The organism is Mesorhizobium sp. M0848, assembly GCF_040319805.1.
Classification (GTDB): Bacteria; Pseudomonadota; Alphaproteobacteria; order Rhizobiales; family Rhizobiaceae; genus Mesorhizobium.
Window position 1 is genome coordinate 147,799 of the sequence record NZ_JAMYOM010000017.1, and the last position, 21,205, is coordinate 169,003.

The 21,205-nt window shown below is 63.5% G+C and carries 17 protein-coding genes; 13 read left to right on the plus strand and 4 right to left on the minus strand.

All coding sequences use genetic code 11. The features are described 5' to 3' along the window. Positions 1-137: 137 nt before the first annotated feature. The gene (gene rpsA, locus NKH95_RS20485; RefSeq protein ID WP_023811516.1) at positions 138-1,835 is read left to right on the plus strand and encodes a 30S ribosomal protein S1; all 1,698 of its coding nucleotides are present in this window, start codon (positions 138-140) and stop codon (positions 1,833-1,835) included. Between the two features lie 114 nt (positions 1,836-1,949). Here the strand turns inward: rpsA and NKH95_RS20490 are convergent, their stop codons facing one another. From NKH95_RS20490 to NKH95_RS20500, 3 genes are all read right to left on the minus strand, one after another. Next, positions 1,950-2,657: an SDR family NAD(P)-dependent oxidoreductase gene (locus tag NKH95_RS20490; protein WP_352892752.1), complete on the minus strand. Its 708-nt coding sequence runs from the start codon at positions 2,655-2,657 to the stop codon at positions 1,950-1,952. 186 nt (positions 2,658-2,843) lie between these two features. Then, a complete protein-coding gene (locus NKH95_RS20495; protein WP_352892755.1) occupies positions 2,844-4,445 on the minus strand; it encodes a 5-guanidino-2-oxopentanoate decarboxylase in 1,602 nt (533 codons plus the stop codon). After that, the gene (locus NKH95_RS20500; protein ID WP_128302804.1) at positions 4,442-5,290 is read right to left on the minus strand and encodes a dimethylarginine dimethylaminohydrolase family protein; all 849 of its coding nucleotides are present in this window, start codon (positions 5,288-5,290) and stop codon (positions 4,442-4,444) included. Before NKH95_RS20500 ends, NKH95_RS20495 begins: the two co-directional genes overlap by 4 nt. Before the next feature lie 244 nt (positions 5,291-5,534). Between NKH95_RS20500 and NKH95_RS20505 the strand changes: the two genes are divergently transcribed. From NKH95_RS20505 to NKH95_RS20540, 8 genes are all read left to right on the plus strand, one after another. Beyond that, the gene (locus tag NKH95_RS20505) at positions 5,535-6,350 is read left to right on the plus strand and encodes an ABC transporter ATP-binding protein (protein ID WP_023811512.1); all 816 of its coding nucleotides are present in this window, start codon (positions 5,535-5,537) and stop codon (positions 6,348-6,350) included. Positions 6,351-6,404: 54 nt separating this feature from the next. Further along, positions 6,405-7,205: a transporter substrate-binding domain-containing protein gene (locus NKH95_RS20510; RefSeq protein ID WP_023811511.1), complete on the plus strand. Its 801-nt coding sequence runs from the start codon at positions 6,405-6,407 to the stop codon at positions 7,203-7,205. A gap of 202 nt (positions 7,206-7,407) precedes the next feature. Continuing rightward, positions 7,408-8,073 (plus strand): ABC transporter permease subunit, encoded by a 666-nt coding sequence (locus tag NKH95_RS20515; protein ID WP_032909264.1) that lies wholly within the window; start codon positions 7,408-7,410, stop codon positions 8,071-8,073. Continuing rightward, complete coding sequence (locus NKH95_RS20520) at positions 8,073-8,882, plus strand: ABC transporter permease (protein WP_023811509.1); 810 nt, start codon at positions 8,073-8,075, stop codon at positions 8,880-8,882. Before NKH95_RS20515 ends, NKH95_RS20520 begins: the two co-directional genes overlap by 1 nt. Positions 8,883-9,061: 179 nt before the next feature. Next, the gene (locus tag NKH95_RS20525) at positions 9,062-10,063 is read left to right on the plus strand and encodes an Ldh family oxidoreductase (RefSeq protein WP_164892839.1); all 1,002 of its coding nucleotides are present in this window, start codon (positions 9,062-9,064) and stop codon (positions 10,061-10,063) included. A gap of 240 nt (positions 10,064-10,303) precedes the next feature. Then, on the plus strand, positions 10,304-10,585 hold the full coding sequence (locus NKH95_RS20530; RefSeq protein WP_023811506.1) for a hypothetical protein: 282 nt from the start codon (positions 10,304-10,306) through the stop codon (positions 10,583-10,585). A gap of 195 nt (positions 10,586-10,780) precedes the next feature. Next, on the plus strand, positions 10,781-11,233 hold the full coding sequence (locus NKH95_RS20535) for a DoxX family protein (protein WP_023811505.1): 453 nt from the start codon (positions 10,781-10,783) through the stop codon (positions 11,231-11,233). Between the two features lie 93 nt (positions 11,234-11,326). Then, entirely contained in the window at positions 11,327-12,304 is a 978-nt protein-coding gene (locus NKH95_RS20540) for a complex I NDUFA9 subunit family protein (RefSeq protein ID WP_352892757.1), read from the plus strand. Positions 12,305-12,332: 28 nt separating this feature from the next. On the opposite strand, the gene NKH95_RS20545 is transcribed toward NKH95_RS20540, so the two are convergent. Continuing rightward, on the minus strand, positions 12,333-13,700 hold the full coding sequence (locus NKH95_RS20545; RefSeq protein ID WP_023811503.1) for a cytochrome P450: 1,368 nt from the start codon (positions 13,698-13,700) through the stop codon (positions 12,333-12,335). 177 nt (positions 13,701-13,877) lie between these two features. On the opposite strand from NKH95_RS20545, the gene NKH95_RS20550 reads away from it, so the two are divergent. The 4 genes from NKH95_RS20550 to NKH95_RS20565 all read left to right on the plus strand — a co-directional run bounded on the left by NKH95_RS20550 (position 13,878) and on the right by NKH95_RS20565 (position 20,940). Beyond that, positions 13,878-14,447 carry an NADPH-dependent FMN reductase gene (locus tag NKH95_RS20550; protein ID WP_023811502.1) on the plus strand — a complete coding sequence of 190 codons (570 nt, stop codon included), beginning with the start codon at positions 13,878-13,880 and terminating at the stop codon, positions 14,445-14,447. A 91-nt stretch (positions 14,448-14,538) separates the two neighbouring features. Beyond that, the gene (locus NKH95_RS20555; protein ID WP_352439797.1) at positions 14,539-17,157 is read left to right on the plus strand and encodes a caspase family protein; all 2,619 of its coding nucleotides are present in this window, start codon (positions 14,539-14,541) and stop codon (positions 17,155-17,157) included. A gap of 161 nt (positions 17,158-17,318) precedes the next feature. After that, positions 17,319-19,790 (plus strand): DNA topoisomerase (ATP-hydrolyzing) subunit B, encoded by a 2,472-nt coding sequence (gyrB, locus tag NKH95_RS20560; RefSeq protein ID WP_352892758.1) that lies wholly within the window; start codon positions 17,319-17,321, stop codon positions 19,788-19,790. A 232-nt stretch (positions 19,791-20,022) separates the two neighbouring features. After that, a complete protein-coding gene (locus tag NKH95_RS20565; RefSeq protein WP_023811499.1) occupies positions 20,023-20,940 on the plus strand; it encodes a hypothetical protein in 918 nt (305 codons plus the stop codon). Positions 20,941-21,205: the final 265 nt, after the last annotated feature.

Genomic DNA, 21,205 nt, shown 5'->3' on the forward strand with positions numbered 1-21,205 from the left:
AGCATTCTTCATGCGCCGGAATTGCCGTTTAAAGAGCGGCCCAGGGTTTTTGTAGCCCGGAACGCCGGTAGGCCAAACGCAACGCTAACCCACGGCGCCCGTCCCGCTTTTAGATGCGGGGCACTCCAGGAGAAACAATGTCAGCTGCAAATCCCACTCGCGACGATTTCGCGAGCCTGCTCGAAGAATCTTTTACCGCCGGCCATTCCGGCGAAGGTCAGGTCGTCAAGGGCATCATCACCGCCATTGAAAAAGACATGGCTATCATCGACGTCGGCCTCAAGGTCGAAGGCCGCGTGCCGCTGAAGGAATTCGGCGTCAAGGGCAAGGACACCACCCTCAAGGTCGGTGACACCGTCGAAGTCTATGTCGAGCGCATCGAAAACGCGCTTGGCGAAGCGATGCTTTCACGTGAAAAGGCCCGCCGCGAAGAGAGCTGGGTCCGTCTGGAAGAGAAGTTCACCAAGGGTGAGCGCGTCGAAGGCGTCATCTTCAACCAGGTCAAGGGCGGCTTCACCGTCGACCTCGACGGCGCCGTGGCCTTCCTGCCGCGCAGCCAGGTCGATATCCGCCCGATCCGCGACGTCTCCCCGCTGATGCACAACCCGCAGCCGTTCGAGATCCTCAAGATGGATCGCCGCCGCGGCAACATCGTGGTGTCGCGCCGTACCGTGCTTGAGGAGAGCCGCGCCGAACAGCGTTCGGAAATCGTGCAGAACCTCGAAGAAGGCCAGGTTGTCGAAGGCGTCGTCAAGAACATCACCGATTATGGTGCGTTCGTCGACCTCGGCGGCATCGACGGCCTGCTGCATGTCACCGACATGGCATGGCGCCGCGTCAACCATCCGACCGAAATCCTCAACATCGGTCAGACGGTCAAGGTGCAGATCATCCGCATCAACCAGGAAACCCACCGCATCTCGCTCGGCATGAAGCAGCTCGAGAGCGATCCGTGGTCCGAGATCGGCACCAAGTTCCCGATCGGCAAGAAGATCAAGGGTACCGTCACCAACATCACCGACTACGGCGCGTTCGTCGAGCTGGAGCCGGGCATCGAGGGTCTCATCCACGTTTCGGAAATGTCGTGGACGAAGAAGAACGTGCATCCCGGCAAGATCCTGTCGACGACCCAGGAAGTCGACGTGGTGGTGCTCGAGGTCGATCCGGCCAAGCGCCGCATCTCGCTCGGCCTCAAGCAGACGCTCGAGAATCCGTGGCAGGCTTTCGCCTCGAGCCATCCGGTCGGCAGCCAGGTCGAGGGCGAGGTCAAGAACAAGACCGAGTTCGGCCTGTTCATCGGCCTCGAAGGCGACGTGGACGGCATGGTGCACCTTTCCGACCTCGACTGGACGCGTCCGGGCGAGCAGGTCATCGAAGAGTACAATCGCGGCGACATGGTCAAGGCGCAGGTGCTCGACGTCGACATCGACAAGGAGCGCATCTCGCTCGGCATCAAGCAGCTGGCCAAGGATACGGTCGGCGAAGCGGCGACTTCAGGCGAACTGCGCAAGAACGCGGTCGTCACCTGTGAGGTCATCGGCGTCAAGGATGGCGGTCTGGAAGTGCGGCTGGTCGACAGCGGCATCGAGACCTTCATCAAGCGCTCCGATCTGAGCCGTGACCGCGACGAGCAGCGCCCCGAGCGCTTCACCGTCGGCCAGAAGGTCGACGCCCGCGTCATCGCCTTCGACAAGAAGACCCGCAAGCTGCAGGTCTCGATCAAGGCGCTGGAAATCGCTGAAGAGAAGGAAGCGGTCGCTCAGTACGGCTCGACCGACTCCGGCGCTTCGCTGGGCGACATCCTGGGTGCCGCGCTGAAGAAGCAGGGCAGCTAAGCCCTTCGCATCGCGAAGTCCTTCGCGAAGCGAAGTTCTTCACAGGCTCGAAAACAAAACCCCGCCGGAGCGATCCGGCGGGGTTTTTCTTTGACCGAGGTAAAGGTTGGAAGGTTACGCCCTGCCGTAAAGCGGCACCAGCGTACCACTCATCGCCTGGTTGGCCGGCGAGGCAAGGTAGGCGATGGCCTCGGCGGCGGCTTCGAGGCTGACCCATCTGGTGACATCGGCATCCGGCATATCGGCGCGGTTTGCCGGCGTATCAAGCGTCGACGGCGCCACCGCATTGACCAGGATGCCCCTGTGCTTCAGCTCCTCCGCCATCGCTACCGTCATCGCTGCCACAGCCGCCTTGCTGGCGGCGTAGGCGACCGAGCCGGCGCCCCTGCGAGGTTCCAATGCCGCCCGCGCGGCGATATTGACGATACGGCCCGCAGTGTCCGACGACAGCATCGAGCGGATCGCGGCGCGGCAGCACAGGAAGGCTGTGCGCGCATTGGTGTCCATCATCTCGGCAAAGGACGCCGACTCGATCTTTTCCACAGGTGCCGAGGTGAAGCCACCGGCCAGGTGGATCGAGCCCCACAGGCCTGGAACCTGGCTGTAGAAGGCCTCGACCTTGGCGGGGTCCGAGAGATCTACATTGTGCACCAGCTGGACACGATCATGCGTGGTGAAGGGGAAATGCGTAGGTGCGGCGGCATGGGCATTGGGCACATGGCAGATCGCGCCGTCACTCAGCAGTTTGCCGACAACCGCACCGCCGAGCGCGCCGGTCCCGCCGGTCACAACGATATGCTTGCCTTCTAGTGTTTCCGTCATCCTGGACCGCTCCTGTCATTTTTTTATGGTTGGGTCGTTTCCGTACCGCCGACGCAGAGCGTCGCGCCTTTCGGGCCATCACTCAATTGAAATCTCGACATGGCAGTTGTCGCGTCTTTGCATGCGTCCGCCCACCGTCAGCCGTAGGTCATGCCAGCCGGGACGGGAAACAAGCGCCACTGATATTCAGTCAACCGTGATTTCGATGACGCGCGGCAGTCCGGTGGCCCGGGCGCGTTTCAGCGCGTCCGCCAGAGCGTCGATATCGGCAAGCCGTTCGGCGCCGATGCCATAGGCCTCGGCCAGCTTGCAGAAATCCGGCGGCGCCGGCGATACGCCGACGGGCTCGACACCGACATCGAGCATGGAGGTTTCGATCTCGCGGTAGCCCCTGTTATTCCAGACGATGAAGATGACTGGCGCCCGCGCATCGAGCGCGGCGCCCAACTCCGGCAACGTGAACTGGAAGCCGCCGTCGCCGGTCACGCAGACAACCGGCGCATCGGGTATCGCAAGGGCCGCGCCAATCGCTGCCGGCGGGCCATAGCCGAGCGCGCCGAAGCCGGTGGCGGCGTTGAACCAGCCGCCGGGGCGATCATGGTCGTAATAGAGGTTGGCGGCATAGATCGGCTGTGTCGAATCGCCGACGATGAGTGCCCCCGGCAAAGCGTCGCGGATCATCTCGACGGCACGCACTTGCGCCTGCAGAGTCGGATTGAGCTCGGCAAAGGCCGCTTTTCGTGTAGCAGCGGCGCGCAACGAACCGCCCTCGCTTGCCCGGACATGGCCCGTTTCCAGAAGCAGCGCTTCGAGCGCCTCGGCGCAATCGGCCTGGATCGAAACGGTTGCCGGGCGGCGGGCAATCTGGTCCGCGCCGATATCGATGCGGATCAGATTGGCGGGCAGGACGAAGCCGCCATCGCTGTAGCCGTCATAGTCGGTCGGGCCGAATTCGGTGCCGGCGGCAATGACCAGATCGGCTTCGGCCATCAGCGCCCGTACTGTCTTCAGGCTGGGACTGGCCGGCACGCAAAGCGGATGACCATGCAGCAGGCCGCGCGCATTGGTGGTCTGGACGACCGGCGCTCCCAGCCGCTCGGCCAGACGCCGCAATGGCGCCCCGGCGCGTTTGGCGCCGCCGCCGACCAGGATCAGCGGGCGGCGCGCGGCAGCGATGAGTTTGGCCGCGCTGGCAATTGCGGCACCTTCCGGCGCGGGTGGCGTCACATTGCTCAGCATGGCAGCGATGCCATCCGCCGGCTTGACCATGACGTCGGTCGGGATCTCGATATGCACCGGGCCGGGCCGGGCCAATGAAAACAGGGCGAAGGCCTGCGCCAGAGCAGCGGGCAATTCGCTGGCCTCGGTGACGCGCTTCGAAAACAGCGCCACCTTCTCCATCATGCCGCGCTGATCCGGCAGTTCATGCAGATGGCCGAGGCCCTTGCCCAGCGTCGGCATGGCGTTGACGCCGGATATGACCAGCATCGGCACCGAATCAGCGCGTGCCTGCCCCATGGCGGTGATGGTGTTGGTCAGCCCCGGTCCGGTGATGACGAAGGCGACGCCCGGCCTGCCGCTGGCGCGCGCATAGCCATCGGCCATGAAGCCGGCGCCCTGTTCGTGACGCGGCGTGACGTGGCGGATCTTCGAGCGCGCCAGCCCGCGGTAGAGCTCGACCGTGTGGACGCCCGGAATCCCGAACACCGTGTCGACGCCATGCGCTTCGAGCAGCGAAATCAACGCCTCCCCGACCGTCGTCCCAGTGGTGGCCCCAGTGGCGATCATTGGCGCAGCACCGGGCGCGTCAGGCAGGTCGGACCGCCCTCGCAGGCGATGCAGAGCGCATCCGCATCGAAGGTGGCGACCGTGCAGCCGGCCGCTTCCATGGCGGCCGCCGTCCTGGGAAAGCCGGCAACGGCAATGATCTGGCGCGGCGCGGTCGGCAGCACATTGAGACTGAGCCCGCTGGAGGCGAAGAACTCGTCGGCATCGCCCTCGACCAGCTTGATGCCGCGCGCCCGCAGCATCTGGTAGAAGGCGGCCGGCAGCAAGGGCGCATAGACCAGCGCCAGATCGTCGGCGAGCGGGCTGATCACCGACATCAGATGCAGGCAGGCTTCCTCGCCGTGCCAGAGCGGCAGATCGAAACCGAAGACCGAAATGCCCTTAGGCGAGAGCAGGTTCGAAAGCTGCTGGATGCCGTCCTGGTTGGTGCGTACGCCACGACCGACGGCCAGCGTGGTTGCGTCGACCCAGACACAGTCGCCGCCTTCCACCTGGCCCGGATCGTCGATCCGGCCGAGAATGGGGATCCCCATGCGCTTGTAAGCTGCCTCGTGCAGACCGGGCTCGGCACGGCGCAGCGCCTTGCCCATCGAAAGGATAATCGCGCCATGATCGGTCATCAGCGACGGATCATGGGTGAAGACGGAATCGGCCAGCCCGTCATCGGCGTCCGTCAGCCATTCGATCTCGGCGCCGGAAGCCGCGACCATGCTGGTCAACTGCTCATGCTGGGCCGCCGCCTTCTGCGGATCGAACCCCGGACCATAGTGCCATTCCTGTGCCCTGGCATGACGCATGGCGCTCGTGGCGGACCGCATCAACACGCGTTTCAGGGGTCCGGCCATGGACTGCGACCCGTATGATTTGCCCACTACATTCTCCCTGAACGTCGGTTGGCGCCACTAACCACTACAGCAAGCTGTGATCAATAGTCCAAAAACCATGGTTGACGGAGGCAAGCGGAACGGTCCATCCTGAGCATGGGAACTCTGTCCAGTGACGGGTAATGGGTAAAAGATACCAGCAGCGACGAGCTCGAACGCTCCGCGGAGCGTGGAAGGAATGACGGCCATAAGCGCCGCATCCGGGATGACAGCGCAAAGCGCCGCACCCGCATTGAAACATACGGCGCAGGACGGCGCCGCCGAAGCCATCCATGTCGAGAACCTGCACAAGAGATTCGGTGAGCTGCATGTGCTGAAGGGCGTCTCGCTGTCGGCGCGCGACGGCGAGGTCATCGCCATCATCGGCGGCTCGGGCTCAGGCAAATCGACCCTGCTGCGCTGCATCAACTGCCTGGAAAACCCCACCAGCGGCATCATCCGCGTCAATGGCGAGGAGATCAAGCTCAAGGCCGACAGCCATGGCCACACGGTCCCGGCCGACCGCAAGCAGATCGAGCGCATCCGCTCCAAGCTTGGCATGGTGTTCCAGAACTTCAACCTGTGGAGCCACATGACGCTGATCGAAAACGTCATCGAGGTTCCCGTACATGTGCTTGGCATCAAGCGCGATGTTGCGATCGGCGAGGCCGAGAAACTGCTCGCCCGCGTCGGTCTGGCCGAAAAGCGCGACGTCTATCCGGCCTATCTGTCGGGCGGCCAGCAGCAGCGCGCGGCGATCGCCCGGGCGCTGGCCATCAATCCGCGCGTCATGCTGTTCGACGAGCCCACCTCGGCGCTCGATCCCGAGCTGGTCGGTGAGGTGCTGAAGGTGATCGGCGACCTGGCGCGCGAAGGCCGCACCATGGTGCTGGTCACCCACGAGATGAAGTTCGCCCGCGAGGTCGCGACGCATGTCGTCTATCTCTACAATGGATTGGTCGAGGAAGAAGGCCCGCCGGAGCAGATCTTCGGCGCGCCCAAATCCGAAAGGCTGAAGCAGTTCATCCGCAACATCGGCTAGGACAGGCCGGGACGGAAGAAAACCGGGAACCAACAACAAACTGGGAGTCGTGACATGAAGACTGTTCTGAAAACATTCGCCGCAGCGCTGCTGCTCGGCGTCGCCGCCATGGGCGTGGCCAAGGCCGATCCGGTCAAGATCGGCGTCGCCGCCGAGCCTTATCCGCCCTTCACCTCGCCCGATGCTTCGGGCAAGTGGGTCGGTTGGGAGATCGACTTCATCGATGCCGTCTGCGCCGAGGAGAAGCTCGATTGCGTCATTACCCCGGTCGCCTGGGACGGCATCATCCCGGCACTGACGACCAAGAAGATCGACCTCATCGTCTCCTCGATGTCGATCACCGCCGAACGCGCGAAGACGATCGATTTCTCGGACAAGTACTATAACACGCCGACCGCGATCATCGGCCCCAAGGACCAGAAATTCGGCTCCGCCCCGGACGACCTCAAGGGCAAGATCGTCGGCGTGCAGGTTTCGACGGTGCACGCTGTCTACGCCAAGAAGCACTTTGGCAGCACAGCCTCGGAGATCAAGGAATACCAGACCCAGGACGAGGCCAACAACGATCTGGCCGCCGGCCGCCTCGATGCGGTTCAGGCCGATTCCATCGCGCTTGGCGAGTTCCTGAAATCCGACCAGGGCAAGGCCTGCTGCGACTTGAAGGGGATGGTCGCTCCTGACGACGAAGTGCTCGGACCGGGCGTCGGCGCCGGCGTGCGCAAGGAAGACACCGAACTGAAGGGCAAAATCAACGCCGGCATCAAGGCGATCCGCGCCAACGGCAAATATGACGAGATCTCGAAGAAATACTTCGATTTCGACATTTACGGCGGTGGCGGCGCACAGTCGAACTGACGATCCTCGTATGAGCGGTGGGGCATGGCGCCAGCGCCATGCCCCCTGCTCGATCTTTCCCAGGCATGTTTGCCGCCGACGCAGCCGTCGGCGGTTGGCCAGCACTTCGGGGGCGACGCTGATCGACGCACTTCTTTCGGCCTCCGCGGCCGGCATCACCGAGCTTCTCTCGCCCTACCCGCCAGGCTGGGGCGGGGCTCTTTTGGTTGGGCTGCTCCATTCGATCGAGATCGCGCTGGGCGCCACGTGCCTCGGCCTTCTGATCGGCACCGGCGGCGCCTATGGCAAACTTTATGGCGGGCCGGTGGTGCGCGATCTCCTGGCGGTCTACACCACCATCGTGCGCGCGGTGCCCGAACTGGTGCTGATCCTGCTGCTCTATTACGCCGGAACCGACCTGATCAATCAGGCGCTGACGGCCATGGGCTATCAGCGCGTCGACGTGAGTGGCCTTGCCGCCGGCATCGCCGTGCTCGGCTTTGTCCAGGGCGCCTATTCGACAGAGGTGATACGCGGCGCGATCCTGGCCATTCCGCAGGGCCAGATCGAGGCCGCCCGCGCCTATGGAATGTCTCCGGGCCTGATGTTGCGGCGCATCACCTTGCCGTCAATGCTGCCCTTCGCCATACCGGGCCTCGCCAATCTCTGGCTGATCGCCACCAAGGACACCGCGCTGCTGGCGGTCGTCGGTTTCTACGAACTGGCGCTGGCGACGCGGCAGGCGGCGGGCGTCACCAAAGCCTATTTCACCTTCTTTTTCGCGGCGGGCGTGCTCTATCTGCTGCTGTCGCTGGTCTCCAATCTCATCATCGGCCGGGTCGAGGCATGGTCGCGGCGCGGCATGCCTTCGCTCAAGGAGGCGCGCTGATGGCCAACGAGGCCGCCATCATCAATGTCGTCGCGCGAACGTCGCTGTGGCTGCAGCCGCACCGCATCGTGCTGATCCTGATCGCACTCGGCCTGGTTCTGTCGGCCGCCTTTTTCATGCGCTGGGACTGGCTGCCGCAATATTATGAAATGGGCTTGATCGGCATCTGGCGGTCGCTGTGGATCCTGGCCGTCACCTGCGTCCTGGGCTTCCTGCTGGCCGTGCCGCTAGGGCTGGCGCAAGCCGCCGGCTCATTCTGGTTCGCCGCGCCCGCCAAGGTGTTCTGCACGGTGATCCGGGGCACGCCGCTGCTGATCCAGCTATGGCTGCTTTACTACGGCCTGGGCTCGCTGTTCCCGCAATATCCCTGGATCCGCGAATCCTGGATGTGGCCATATCTGCGGCAAGCCTGGCCCTATGGCGTGCTGGCGTTGACCCTGTCGTTCGCCGGCTATGAGGGCGAGGTGATGCGCGGCGCCTTTGCGGGCGTGCCGAAGGGGCAACTCGAAGCCGCCCGCGCGTTCGGCATGAGCCGCTGGAAGGCGTTCCGGCGCATCTGGCTGCCGCAAGCCATCTATCGGGCGTTGCCGACGCTGACCGGGGAGACCGTGCTGCAGTTGAAATCGACGCCGCTGGTGGCGACGATCAGCGTCATCGACATCTTCGCCGTTTCGTCCAAGGTGCGGCAGGACACCTATCTCACCTATGAACCCCTGCTGCTGCTGGCGCTGATCTACATGATGATCACCGGTATTCTGGTCTTTGCGTTCAGCAGGATAGAAGCGCGGATCCCCAACAAGATTGGTTAGAGGGGAGTAGGGGAGTAGGGGAGTAGGGGAGTAGGGGAGTAGGGGAGTAGGGGAGTAGGGGAGTAGGGGAGTATCCGGCTACTATCCACATTCACATTTCCATCCCCATTCGCTATTCACTGCTCACTGTCCCCTACTCCCGTACTCCCCTATTCCCTTACTCCCCTAGGACGGCCATGATGCAACTCAGTCTCGACCAGGCAAAAGGACTGTGCCGGATGGCGGCACTTGGCGCCGGCGCCAATGAGGAAGCGGCACAATCGCTCGCTGCTTCGATCATATCAGCCGAGGCCGAAGGGCTTTCCTCGGTCGGTCTGTCGCATTTCATCGACTATCTTGAGGCGCTGGAAGCCGGACGCATCGACGGCAATGCCGATCCGGTGATCACCCGGCCGGCGCTTGCGGTCTATCTCTCCGATGCACGCGGCGGGCTGGCGCATACCGGCTTCGACCGCACCATCGACGACCTCGCCAAGGCGGCAAAGCTGTTCGGTGTCGCCATCTTCTCGCAGAAGAACGCCTATACATGCGGCGCGCTCGGCTATTTCACCGGAAGGCTGGCAGCACTTGGACTGGTGTCGTTCGCCGCCACCAACGGCCCGGCCGTGCTTGCCGGCTCGGGCTCGGTCAAGCCGGTCTATTGCACCAACCCGATGTCGTTTGCCGCACCCGCCGCCGACGGCGCGCCGCTGGTCATCGACCAGTCGTCAAGCGCCACCGCCTTCGTCAACATCCGCAAAGCGGCCGAAGAGGGCAAGACAATCCCGGAAGGCTGGGCGCTGGACGCCAGCGGCAACCCGACCACCGATCCGGCCGCCGCCATGAAGGGCGCCATGCTTGCCTTCGGCGGCCAGCGCGGTGCCAACATCGCGTTGATGGTCGAAGTGCTGGCAGCCGGCCTGTCAGGCGCCAACTGGTCGCTCGACGCGCCATGGTTCAGCGGCGGGCCGGACAGTCCCGGCACCGGCCTGTTCGTGCTTGCCGTCGAGCCCAAGCTGCTCGATCCGGATTTCGAGCAGCGAATGAAGGACCAACTCGACCGGCTGCGGCGGCGCTTCGGCGTGCACGTGCCGGGCCGCGCCCGTGCAGAGGCGGCAGAGAAGGCGCAAGCGCGGGGCATCACCGCATCCAAGGCGGTGGTGCAGCGCATTTCCGAATTCGCCGCACGCTACTCTTCCTGAATAATAATTAAATATCAATTGGTTATCTGAAATCAGCCCGCCCCAGGCGCGGTGCGGTGCGATTTTCTTTGCGCGCCGCTGAACCTTTCCGCGCCTTGCTGCGACACAGCTTTGTCCAGGGCAAGGCGAGCTTGCCCGATCCACACCGGGGGAAGCAGCAAACCGAAATCGAAAGCCTGCATCACGCGATGGCCGGTCCTTCGCGCCTCGGAAACTCAACCCAAATCAAAGGAAATTGTCATGACCAACACCAAGATCACCATGCTGACCGCCGTCCTTCTGCTCGGCTCGTTCATGGGTGCCACACAGGCAGCCACCTTGAAGGCCGCGCCGGCCAAGCCGTCCAGCCCGGGTGTCATCACTGCCCCGAGCGGCGGGGCCACCGAAGATCACTACTGCAAGAACGGCCATGCAAAATTCGCCAATTGCAGCGCCGATTTCGTCGCCGCCTGCAAGAAGGTTGGTGGCACCATGTCGGATGTTCAGGGCTGGGGTGGGCGTACTTGCTTCACGCCCTCCTGATACCGTCTCAGGTCAGGCCGCTCCGTCGGCACCTGACTTCACATGGACGTCGCCCGGAAAACCCCGCTTCTGCGGGGTTTTCTGCGTTTGGCCGCGCAATGTTAAAACATTCGTAGTTTGGTCAACTTTTGTTTATTTGACTTCGTCCGACCTGATCGGCCGTTTGCGCTGATCAAGCAAAACAGAGGAGCTACAATGTCGGCAAGCACGGACAATCCCCGCAACGCCCTTATCATTCCGGCCCTTGGCAGGGTTTACGCCGCTCTGCACGATGGTGCCGAAACGGTTCTTCGCGTCGTCGCCGGTGGGTTTCTAGCCATCCACGGTTCGCAGAAGATCACCAATCCTTTCGGCGCCGCCGAGATGGTCGAGGGTCTCGGCTTTTATCCGGGTGCGTTGTGGTCCTTGCTTTTGGCCTGCACTGAATTCTTCGGCGGCATCTTCATCGCCATCGGGTTTTTGACGCGGCCGGCCGCCTTTGCCGGCCTGTTCGTGCTGCTGGTCACGGTCTGGTTCCACTGGGTTACGATGGACCAGGGTTATTCGGGCGCGGAGAAGTCGCTGCTGTGGGCGGCGATCCTGCTCTTCTTCGTCATTCGCGGCGGCAACCGCCATTCGGTCGACGCCCGTATCGGCAAAGCGTTCTGACAGGCTGATAGCGACGACGCGTCGCCCTTTGCCTTTGGCACGAAACGGATTATGAAACGGCTTCAGCCAAGCTTGCGAGCGCCGGAGCCAGCCATGACCGAAATCCTGCAGACCCCAAAGCTCGTCGTCGTCTTTGGCGGGTCAGGCTTTGTCGGGCGCCATGTCGTGCGTGCGCTGGCCAAGCGCGGCTATCGCATCCGGATCGCCTGCCGGCGGCCCGATCTTGCCGGCCATTTGCAGCCGCTTGGCAATGTCGGCCAGATCCAGCCGGTCCAGGCCAATGTGCGCGTGCGTTGGTCGGTAGACCGCGCCGTGCAAGGCGCCGACCATGTCGTCAATCTGGTCGCCATCCTGCATGAGAGCGGCCGGCAGAAATTCTCCGCCGTGCACGAATTCGGCGCCCGCGCAGTGGCCGAGGCCGCGCGCTCGGTCGGCGCCGGCCTGACCCACATTTCTGCGCTTGGCGCCGATCTGGACTCCGAATCGGACTACGCGCGCACCAAGGCGCTTGGCGAAAAGGCTGTGCTGGAGACGATCAAGGACGCCGTGATCTTCCGGCCGTCGATCAATTTCGGACCCGAAGACGGCTTCTTCAATCGCTTCGCCAACATGGCGCGCTATTCGCCGGTGCTGCCGCTGATCGGCGGCGGCCAGACCAAGTTCCAGCCGGTCTATGTCGGCGACGTTGCCGAAGCGGTGGCGCGCTCGGTCGACGGCAAGGTGGATGGCGGCCATATCTATGAACTCGGCGGGCCGAAGGTGCTCACCTTCAAGGAATGCATGGAAGAGCTGCTCGAGGTGATCGAGCGCAAGCGCCTGCTGGTGCCGGTGCCGTGGTGGGTGGCCAACATCCAGGCCTCGATCCTCGGCCTCTTGCCCAATCCGCTGCTGACCAAGGACCAGGTGATGCAGCTGCGCGAACACAACATCGTTTCGGACGCGGCCGCCAAGGCCAACCGGACGCTTGCGGGGCTCGGCATCCAGCCGCAATCGATCGCGACGATCCTGCCCAGCTATCTCTGGCGCTACCGCGCCGCCGGCCAGTTCCAGCAGCGCAAGCCTGCAGCATAGTCGTTACAGCTACCTGAAGGGGTCACGCCTATCTTGGCGTCACCCGCATCGGCAGACCGCCTTGTGGCTGCGTGGTGAGTTTCTGCACCGGCCAAGGCTTGGTTTCGGCGGTGGTGTCGAAGCGGAAGCGCGACAGCATGATCGCCAGCGCGATGATCGCCTCCTGCATGGCGAAGCTGGCGCCGATGCAGACGCGAGGACCGGCGCCAAACGGCAGATACTGGAAGCGGTCGATCTTTTCGCGATTTCCCGGGTGGAAGCGCTCCGGCAGGAAGGCATCCGGCCGGTCCCAAAGCTTCCTGTGGCGATGCACGACCCATGGCATCACCAGCACGGCGGCATGCTTGGGGATATGAAGATCCTTCCACATTTCCGGTTCGATCGGCTCGCGGTTGATCGACGGCGCCGGCGGATAGAGCCGGAGCGCCTCGTCGAAGGCGGCGCGGGTGAACGGCATGGCATCGAGCCATTTCGTCGGATCGGGCTCGCGCGCCAGCACCTGGTCAATCTCCTGCTCGACCCGGTTGCGCTCCCACGGTGATTCCGCCAGGCAATACAGCGTCCAGCCCAAAGCCCGCGCGGTCGTCTCATGGCCGGCGCCGATGAAGGTGATGATGTTGTCCTCGACCTCGGCCCGTGTCAGTCCGTCGGGTCCCTCGGCCTTGAGCAGCAGTGTCAGGAAATCCTGCGGCACGGCATCAGGGTCGCGCTTGAATTTCGCTTCGCGCATCGTGACCGTGTCGGTGACGATCTTGCGGAAATAGGCCATGGTCTTGCGGCCGCGGATGCGGGTCAGCCTCGGCAGCCAGTCGGGCGCGCGCAACAGATCGAGCGGATCGACGCGGCCCATGGTCTCGAACAGGCGGTCGATCTCGTTGGCGAAACTGCCCGGCTCGCCCGATATCTCGCCGGAAAATAGCGTCTCGGCCAGGATGTCGTAGGTGAGCAGCGTCATGTCATGAGCGATGTCGGACGTGCCGCCGTCTTCATAGCGGGTGACGAAGTCCAGCGTGCGTCTCAGCATCGGCTGGGCGAAGCCGAAGATGTGGCGCGGCGTGAACACCGGCGCCATCGCCTTGCGCGACCGCTTCCAGACCTCGCCCTCGGCGGTCAGCAGGCCGTCGCGCAGGATCGGCCGCAGGATCTTCTGGCGCACCGTCGCCATCTTGTAGTTCCTGGCGTTGTCGACCAGCACATGGCGGATCAGGCCGGGATCGTTGGCGACGATCAGATGTCCGCCAACGCCATTGGCCGAAATCCAAGGCTCGTTGTAGGTGTGTTCACCCCACAATTCGAGCGGGTTGCGGTAGACGATGCGGATCATCTCCAGCGTCGAGGGCGGCGTCGTGCGCGGCTTCGGCGCCGGGGGAATGAAGGGGGCGGGCTGGATGTCCATGCTGTGCTCCGCTGATGACCCAATGTAGTGGGCCGCAAAGCAGGCGTCCATGTGACCGTACGGCAAGGCCCTGCTCTCCGGAACGTGACCGGTTACCGTGAGGTGCCTTCTTGTTGCCCCGAGCGGCATGCCCTAGGTGGCAGTCACCAATGGATACCGCTATCGCAGGAGCCCAGCTTGAAGCACCAGTTGAACATCATCATCGGCAGCACGCGGCCAGGCCGCGCAGGGCCGGTTTTTGCCAAGTGGCTGGAGACGTTCGCGCGCGAGCATGGAAAATTCGAGCCGGTACTGACCGACATCGACACGTTCAAGCTTCCGGTGCTGGACGAACCGCACCATCCAAGACTCGGCAATTACCAGAACGACCATACCAAGGCCTGGTCAAAAGCGATCGATGCCGCCGATGCCTTCGTCTTCGTGGCGCCGGAATACAATTATTTCGTGGCGCCGGCGATCGTCAACGCGATCGATTATCTCTCGCGTGAATGGAAGTACAAGCCTGCCGCCATTTTCAGCTATGGCGGCGTCTCCGGCGGCCTGCGCGCGGCGCAAGCGCTGAAGCCGCTGCTGACCTCGGTGGGTGTCATGCCGATCTCGGAAGGCGTCGCCCTGCCGATGTATCAGAAACTGCTCGACGAGAACGGCGCTTTCAACGCCGGCGAACAGGTGCAGGGCGGAGCCAAAACCATGCTCGACGAGCTGTTGCGCTGGAGCGAGGCTTTGAAGCCTATGCGGGCTGCCTGAAAACGCTGGTCTTCCGCAAAAAGCCCGGCTTGCTCATGGCATAAAGAGGTGGAATGTTCGCGCAAAGGGACAAGCCGGGGGGCGGTTCGACTTGCGTTTGCTTTTTGCCTTGCTGCTGATGCTCATGACCACCGCCACCGCGGCGGCTGAGCGGCGCGTGGCCTTGATCATCGCCGACGACGACTACCGCCTGATCCGGCCGCTTGCCAACCCGGTTCATGACGGCGAGGCGATGGGAGCGGTGCTGAAGAAGCTCGGCTTCGAGGTCGTCCTCGAAACCAACCGCGACCTGCGGCGCATGCGCCGCGCGCTCGACGATTTTCGCCAGGATGCCAAAGGCGCCGACGTGGCGCTGGTCTACTTCTCCGGCCACGGCGTGGAAATCTCGGGCGATAACCGGCTGCTGCCGGTCGATGCCGACCCCTCTTCGCTCGATGCGCTGGAGAAGACCAGCTTGCCTCTGGAGGAGGTGCGCAAGACCGTGGCCGCCACCGCCAAGGTCGGCCTGATCATGCTCGACGCCTGCCGGAGCGATCCGTTTTCGGGCACGGTGGGTGACGGGCGCGGTGCGACGTCGCTGGTCAAGGATGTCGTGGAAAATGTCCGGCCGGGGCTTGGTCGGACTGGCCGCGCCGAAAACATCCTGTTCGCTTTCTCGGCAGCACCCGGCGAGACGGCGGCCGACGGAACCGGCCAGAACTCGCCATTCACCACGGCGCTGACCAAATATCTCGGCACCAGCGGGCTCGAAATCCGCTCGGTGCTGACGCTGGTGCAGCAGGAGGTCTACGATTTGTCGCGGGGCAAACAGCTGCCTTACGTCGAGAGCGGCCTGCCGAAGCTGTTCTTTGCCGCGGCCGCCATGGAACAATTGCCGGAGCGCGAGCGCCTGTTGCTTGCCATGGCCGACGTGACGCCGGAAATGCGCGGTGAGGTCGAGCAGGTTGCCAGCGATGCCGACATGCCGCTGGCGCCTCTCTACGGCGTGCTGATCAGCTCCGACGCCAGCCACCTTTCGGCGGACAGCCTGAATGCCCGGTTGCGCGAGGCGGCGGACGCCTTCGTCAAGGTGCGCGGCGAAATGAGGACGCTGGCCTCCGATGATCCGCAGGTGACGGAGCTGCGCCGGCAGGCCGAGGAGCAGCTTTCGCTCGGCGCCTTCGATGGGGCTCGCGCCATCCTCGCAAAGGCCGCCGACATCGACAATGTTTCGCGCAACGCCTTGAAGGCCAATTTCGTCGGCCGCACGCTGTCCGAGGCGGCGACGCGTTTCCTGTCCGGCGGTGCGGCGCGCGCCGACCTCGACTACGCCACGGCCATCAACGATTATGAATCGGTCCTGGCTCTTTACCGCGAGGCCGGGCAGACCGATCTGACCCTGGACCAGGCCGACCGCCAGATCCGCACGCTGGACGAACTCGGCAAGCTCTACACCCTTGTCGGCAACACCGATGCGGCAGGCCGCGCCTTTGCAGCGCTGGTATCCAATCTCGAGCTGCGTTCGGCCCGGGAAACCGACCCGAGCGTCAAGCGCGATTTTGCCGTCAGCCACATCAAGCTCGGCAACGTCAAGCTGGCGCAAGGGGACCTGCCGGAAGCGCTGGAAAACTATCGGACCGCCAGAACCATGCTCAGGGATTTGACCGCTGCCGAACCCGATCGGCTGCCATGGTTCGGGGACTTCGCCATGGTCGACGACAAGATCGGCAACGTGCTGGTGACGCAAGGCGATCTGGCCAGCGCCGCACAAGTCTACCAGGAAAGCCTGTCGATCAAGAAGCAACTTGCCGATAATGAACCGGAGCGCGCCGAGCTGCAGCGCGACCTGACCATCACCTATGACGAGATCGGCGGCCTTGCCCGGGTCATGGGGCGACTGGACAACGCCCAGATGGCCTACGAGGAGAGCCTGAAGGTCCGATTGGCGCTGGCCGAGAAGAAGCCGTGGGACGCCGAGCGGCAACGCGATGTCTCCGTCAGCCATGATACGATCGGCGACCTCAAGCGCGAGCGCGGCGATGCGGCGGGCGCACTCGCGTCCTATAAAGCGGGCCATGCGATCGTCGAACAATTGGTGGGCCGCGACCCCGACAACAGTGAGCTGAAGCGCGACCTGTCGGTCGGCAACGCAAAGATCGGCAATGCGCTGAGCGATCAAGAGGACTGGCCGGCAGCCCTCGCCGCCTACAGGCAAGCCCTCTCGATAGCCGGCGTGCTGGCGGCCAGTGACCCTGCCAACGCCGACTGGCAACGCGACCTCTCGGTCAGCTTGGAAAAAGTAGCGGGCATTCGGGCGATACAGGGCGACCGCGCTGGAGCGCTCAAGGCCTATACAGACAGTTTCGCCATCGCCGACCGGCTGGCCAAGCTCGACCCTGCCAATGCCGACTGGCAACGCGACCTGTCGATCACTCTGTCCGAGATCGGCATGCTCAAGGCCAAGCATCGCGACGTCAAAGGCGCGCGGCAGGCTTTCCAGGACAGTCTCGACATCCGCCAGCAGCTCGCCCGGTCCGACCCAAACAACGCCACCTGGCAGCGCGACCTGGTGGTGGCCATGATCGACTACGCTCAGGTCGCCAAGAACCCCAAGGCCGTGCTTTCCCAGGCGCTGGACATGACGCTGGAGCTCGACCGCAGCGGGCGGCTGGCGCCGCGATATAAGTTCATGATCAAGTTTCTCAGGGACCGGCTGGCCAAAGTGAAATAGGGCCTGACGGGAGGCTGTCATGGACAGCCGGCTCATTCCCCGTGAAATGCCTGCAAACCTTGGAAAAACCGCCTTTTGCGCCTATATCTAGTGCATATCAGAGGCGCGATTCGAAGCGGGTTTTTCGCGCCGTGCAAGCGGCATCCAGACAACAGGTTTTCATGAGCGATCAGATCGACAACAACAACGGCGCTGAAGCCGAATACGGCGCCGATTCCATCAAGGTTTTGAAGGGGTTGGATGCTGTCCGCAAACGCCCCGGAATGTATATCGGCGATACCGACGACGGTTCGGGCCTGCATCACATGGTCTATGAAGTGGTCGACAACGCCATCGACGAGGCGCTGGCCGGTCACGCCGATCTCGTCACCGTGACGCTCAACCCCGATGGTTCGGTCACCGTGATCGACAATGGCCGCGGAATTCCAACCGATATCCACACCGGAGAAGGCATTTCGGCGGTCGAAGTGATCATGACGCAGCTGCATGCCGGCGGCAAGTTCGACCAGAATTCCTACAAGGTCTCGGGCGGCCTGCATGGCGTCGGCGTCTCGGTGGTCAACGCGCTGTCGGCGTGGCTGAAGCTGAAAATCCGCCGCAACGGCCAGATCTTCGAGATGAGTTTCACGCATGGCAATGCCGACGCGCCGCTGAAGGCCACCGGCAGCTATGAGCAGGACAAGCAGCCGGGCACCTATGAGGGCCGCAGCGGCAGCCAGATCACCTTCTTCCCGTCGGCCGAGACCTTCACCATGGTCGAGTTCGACTTCGGCACGCTGGAACACCGGCTGCGCGAGCTTGCCTTCCTCAATTCCGGCGTGCGCATCATTTTGACCGATGCCCGTCACGCCGATGTCGTGCGCCATGAACTGCACTATGACGGAGGCCTCGAAGAATTCGTCAAATATCTCGATCGGGTCAAGAAACCGCTGATCGACAAGCCGATCGCCATCAAGGCGGAGCGCGACGGGATCACCGTCGAAGTGGCGATGTGGTGGAACGACAGCTACCACGAGAACGTGCTGGCCTTCACCAACAACATCCCGCAGCGCGATGGCGGCACGCATCTGGCCGGCTTTCGCGGCGCGCTGACGCGCCAGATCACCGGCTATGGCGAATCGTCGGGCCTGACCAAGAAGGAAAAGGTCTCGCTGATCGGCGACGATTGCCGCGAAGGCCTGACGGCGGTGCTTTCAGTCAAGGTTCCAGATCCGAAATTCTCCTCGCAGACCAAGGACAAGCTGGTCTCGTCGGAGGTCCGTCCTGTCGTCGAAGGCCTGGTCAACGAAGCGCTCGGCACCTGGCTTGAAGAACATCCGAGCGAAGGCAAGGTGGTCGTCGACAAGGTGATCCAGGCCGCGGCGGCGCGTGAAGCGGCGCGCAAGGCGCGCGATATCACCCGCAAGAGCTCGCTCGGCGTCACTTCCCTGCCCGGCAAGCTGGCCGACTGCCAGGAACGCGACCCGGCGAAGTCCGAAATCTTCATCGTCGAGGGTGACTCCGCCGGCGGCTCGGCCAAGGGCGGCCGTTCGCGCCAGAATCAGGCCATTCTTCCGCTGCGCGGCAAGATCCTCAATGTCGAGCGGGCCCGCTTCGACCGCATGCTCGGCTCCGACATGATCGGCACGTTGATCACGGCGCTCGGGACCTCGATCGGCAAGGACGAGTTCAACGCCGACAAGCTGCGCTACCACAAGATCATCCTGATGACCGACGCCGATGTCGACGGCGCCCATATCAGAACCTTGCTGCTGACCTTCTTCTTCCGGCAGATGCCGGAGCTGATCGAGCGCGGCCATCTCTACATCGCCCAGCCGCCGCTCTACAAAGTGACGCGCGGCAAGAGCTCGCAATACATCAAGGACGAGAGCGCGTTCGAGGAGTTCCTGATCGGCTCGGGACTGGAGGAAGCATCGCTTACCCTCGGCTCGGGCGAGGTTCGCATCGGACAGGACCTGCGCGGAGCCATCGACGACGCGCTGGCGGTGCGCCAGCTGATCAACGGCCTGCACACGCGCTACAACAGAGGCGTCGTCGAGCAGGCGGCGATCGCCGGCGGGCTCAACCCGGACGTGTTCACCGATCTCGGCCGCGCCAACGACATGGCGGAGCGGATTGCAAAACGCCTCGACATCATCGCCGAGGACACCGAGCGCGGCTGGACCGGCCGCATGTCGACCTCGAATGAAGGCGTCGGCGGCTATGTGTTCGAGCGCACGGTGCGCAGCGTCAAGGAATACGCGCATCTCGACCTGGCGCTGATCAATTCGGCCGACGCACGCCAGCTCGACCGCTACGCACAGCGCCTCAGCGAGGTCTACGGGTCGCCGCCGGTGCTGCGCCGCAAAGATGTCTCCGAAACCATCTCGGGGCCGCTGGCGATGCTCAACGCGGTCTTTGCGACCGGCCGCAAGGGCCTGACGATGCAACGCTACAAGGGTCTCGGCGAGATGAACGCCGAACAGCTGTGGGAAACCACGCTCGATCCGAACGTGCGCTCGCTGCTGCAAGTCAAGGTCAATGACGCGACCGATGCGGATTCGCTGTTTTCGCGGCTGATGGGCGATGAGGTCGAACCCAGGCGCGAGTTCATCCAGGACAACGCGCTGTCGGTCGCCAATCTGGACATCTGATCTGGACATCAAATCCGAATTGGCGCGCTGCGGCGCGCCAATGTTCCGCTGGCGGCAAGAAAATCATTTTACAACGCGCCGGAACGGAAGTTCCCTTGGAACATTGTGACAACATCGATTCACAATATTCTAACAGGAGGCCTCCATGGGACGTGGCATTTTGCTCTGGTTGCTCGGCATTCCGATTCCGATCATCATTCTGATCATGCTGTTCGTACGATAGGGGGCTTCCATGCAGTCCACCCTGTCGGCGGTCGATGTTTCCGCCTCAACCGAGTCCTCCTCCACCGCCGTCAGCTGGGGACCGATCATCGCCGGAGCCTTCGCGGCCTCGACATTGACCCTCATCCTCATGCTGCTCGGTTCGGGGCTGGGATTGAGCATGGTGTCGCCATGGTCGGGATCGGGCGCATCTGTGACCACTTTCGCGGCGTCCACCGCGATCTGGCTTGTCATCGTGCAATGGCTGTCCTCCGGCGTCGGCGGCTATCTTGCCGGACGCCTGCGCACCAAATGGGTCGGCATCCACACCGATGAAGTCTATTTCCGGGACACCGCACACGGCTTTCTTGCCTGGGCGCTGGCCACGTTGCTCGTCGTCGGCGTGCTTGGCTCCGCGCTTTCCGCTGCGATAGGCTCAGGCGTGCAGGCGGTGTCCACCATCGCGTCTGGCGCGGCCATGGGCGCATCGGCGGGAGCTTCGGCCAATGCCGACAGCACATCGGCAGACAATGCGACCTCCTACCTGGTGGATTCGCTGTTCCGTCCGGCTGATCCGGGCAGGCTGGCTGCCGCCAATCCGGACAGCGATGCGGCTGCGGTCGGTCAGGCTTCGCGCATCCTGATCGCCGGTGCAGCGGCAGGCGAGGTTTCCGCAGACGACAAAACGTATCTGTCGCAGCTGGTCGCCGTCCGCACAGGGCTTTCTGAAGCAGACGCCAGGACCCGGGTGGATGCCGTCCTCGCCAAGGCTCAGGACGCCAAAGTCAAGGCGCAGCAGGCCGCCGACACCGCCAGGAAGGCCAGTGCGACGTTTGCCCTGCTTGGTGCGCTCTCGCTGGCCATCGGCGCCTTTATCGCCAGTGCCGCCGCGGCCCTCGGAGGCAGGCAGCGCGACGATGAGGAAGCGGTTTTTATCGCCAACCGCTGAACTGCACTTGCAACAAAGCCACTCCGGCCCGCCCGGAGTGGCTTTGCTTTGAATTGTCGCACAGCGTTGCCTCGACCCCGTTCGCTGAAGTCCGTTCCTATTTTCGGGGAGGAATCGTCGGTGCTTCGGCTTGGCTCGGCTCCAGTTTGCGACCGAGGTCGACCGCGTCGCGCAGCACGGCTAGAGCGTTTCATATTTTGACGGAAGCGTAGCCTGCGTTTTCGAAGTAGTTCTTGCATTCGGCTGCCTCGATGGTTTCGACGAG

Bases quoted from the DNA above. Each gene is read 5' to 3' on its own strand.
- NKH95_RS20520 (WP_023811509.1), top strand. From the start codon at position 8,073: ATGGCCAACGAGGCCGCCATCATCAATGTCGTCGCGCGAACGTCGCTG.
- NKH95_RS20525 (WP_164892839.1), top strand. From the start codon at position 9,062: ATGCAACTCAGTCTCGACCAGGCAAAAGGACTGTGCCGGATGGCGGCA.
- NKH95_RS20500 (WP_128302804.1), bottom strand. From the start codon at position 5,290: ATGGCCGGACCCCTGAAACGCGTGTTGATGCGGTCCGCCACGAGCGCC.
- NKH95_RS20505 (WP_023811512.1), top strand. From the start codon at position 5,535: ATGACAGCGCAAAGCGCCGCACCCGCATTGAAACATACGGCGCAGGAC.
- rpsA (WP_023811516.1), top strand. From the start codon at position 138: ATGTCAGCTGCAAATCCCACTCGCGACGATTTCGCGAGCCTGCTCGAA.
- NKH95_RS20545 (WP_023811503.1), bottom strand. From the start codon at position 13,700: ATGGACATCCAGCCCGCCCCCTTCATTCCCCCGGCGCCGAAGCCGCGC.
- NKH95_RS20510 (WP_023811511.1), top strand. From the start codon at position 6,405: ATGAAGACTGTTCTGAAAACATTCGCCGCAGCGCTGCTGCTCGGCGTC.
- NKH95_RS20490 (WP_352892752.1), bottom strand. From the start codon at position 2,657: ATGACGGAAACACTAGAAGGCAAGCATATCGTTGTGACCGGCGGGACC.
- NKH95_RS20565 (WP_023811499.1), top strand. From the start codon at position 20,023: ATGCAGTCCACCCTGTCGGCGGTCGATGTTTCCGCCTCAACCGAGTCC.
- NKH95_RS20530 (WP_023811506.1), top strand. From the start codon at position 10,304: ATGACCAACACCAAGATCACCATGCTGACCGCCGTCCTTCTGCTCGGC.
- gyrB (WP_352892758.1), top strand. From the start codon at position 17,319: ATGAGCGATCAGATCGACAACAACAACGGCGCTGAAGCCGAATACGGC.
- NKH95_RS20495 (WP_352892755.1), bottom strand. From the start codon at position 4,445: ATGATCGCCACTGGGGCCACCACTGGGACGACGGTCGGGGAGGCGTTG.
- NKH95_RS20540 (WP_352892757.1), top strand. From the start codon at position 11,327: ATGACCGAAATCCTGCAGACCCCAAAGCTCGTCGTCGTCTTTGGCGGG.
- NKH95_RS20535 (WP_023811505.1), top strand. From the start codon at position 10,781: ATGTCGGCAAGCACGGACAATCCCCGCAACGCCCTTATCATTCCGGCC.